The sequence below is a fragment of the Ideonella sp. B508-1 genome (assembly GCF_000333615.1).
Taxonomy (GTDB): Bacteria; Pseudomonadota; Gammaproteobacteria; order Burkholderiales; family Burkholderiaceae_C; genus Ideonella.
Genome location: NZ_BADL01000468.1, coordinates 1 through 1,490 on the forward strand (window position 1 = coordinate 1; position 1,490 = coordinate 1,490).

A 1,490-nucleotide genomic window follows, 5' to 3' on the forward strand; every position below is an offset into this window, starting at 1 on the left:
ATCATCTTCATGAGCGGCCAGAACCGATTGAGGTATCGTCCCCACCTTCATGCATGACATAGAAGCGCCATGCCCAAGCAGTGGGGCGCAACAGGGGGTCTGATGTTGAGTCTGGTTTTGAACAAGGTCTCGCGTGGGCGAGGTTTGGTTTTGCTGCTCGCACTTTGCAGCAGTGCGGGTGCTCAGGCACAGCAGGACGAAACCGCTTATACCCAGCAGGGCCAGCTGATCCGGGCCAATCAGGCCGTGACCGCGCTGGGGCCGGACCTGATGGGCGACAAGGTCAGCCTTTTCAATGGCTCCACCGAGTTTGTTCAGACCGATATCAGCCTGCCGGGGAATTTTTCAATCCCCGTGGAGCTGTCCCGTCGCTACACGGTCTCCAATCAACGGGTGGCTTCCTACGCCTTTGGCGACTGGGATCTGAACATCCCGCATATTCACGGCATCTTCGCCTCCAATGCGGTAACGAACTCCGGCTGGGTTGTTCTTGGGCCAGGCAACGTGGTCACCAACAGCCGGTGCACCTACTTTGGTCCACCCGCTCCTGCGGTGAAGCGCAACACCGACGTCGAGTGGGAGATCGACAACGTCTGGGGCGGCAACTTCCTGTACCTGCCGGGGGCTGGCGACAAGAAGATGCTCAAGCGCGACGCCGCATATACGGCAGCGCCTTCGGACGGAAACACCTATGGAGTGGTGACCAAGTCCAACTGGCAATTTCGATGCACCACCATGGCGTCGGGGGGCGAAGGCTTCATCGGTCTGGCGCCGGACGGCACGACGTACCAGTTTGACAAGCTGGCCAGTCGATCGGCGCCCGGGCTCAGCTCCGTGGTCGGGTCGTTACCGCGGCTCGAGATCTGGTTGCTGCCGACGCAAATCACCGACCGCTTTGGCAACTGGGTCAAGTTCAGCTACGACGCCTCGAATCCCTGGAATCTGACCGAAATCTATTCTTCGGATGGTCGCAGCATCAAGCTGACCTATACCAACGGATCGGTCAGCTCTGCGACGGATGGTACAAGAACCTGGACCTATGCATATACCAACGGCTTATTGACCCAGGCAACGCTACCTGATAAGAGCAGCTGGAAGTTCTCCATGCTGGAGGGTAGGACTTGGCCCTCATATGCTTCCGGAGACGCGGGCAAATGTTCAGCAGGTGCCAATAGCACGTGGACAGACGGTTCTGGCGTGCCATCCGCGAACCAACTGATCAGCACGATAACGCACCCTTCTGGGGCAGTCGGGAGTTTCACATTCCAGTGGATCCGACAGGGGAAAAACCTCCCGAATTACGGGACACCTCAGTGTCCTGGGTCCATCGTGGACGATGTTCGGCAAAGCATCACCTACCCGGCTCGTGCACTCATGCAGAAGTCTCTGACCGGCCCCGGCCTTGGGACTCTGAACTGGGCTTACACATGGGACACCACACCGGGCAGTTGGACATGTGGGTCGACTTGTGTGGGCACCAAGGTCAACAC

At 58.7% G+C, this 1,490-nt stretch carries 1 protein-coding gene; it reads left to right on the forward strand.

Features of this window, described 5'->3' with window-relative positions; all coding sequences use genetic code 11:
- Nucleotides 1-69 precede the first annotated feature (69 nt).
- The coding region (locus I73_RS32780; protein WP_022982039.1) for a hypothetical protein at nucleotides 70-1,490 on the forward strand (1,421 nt) is incomplete at its 3' end.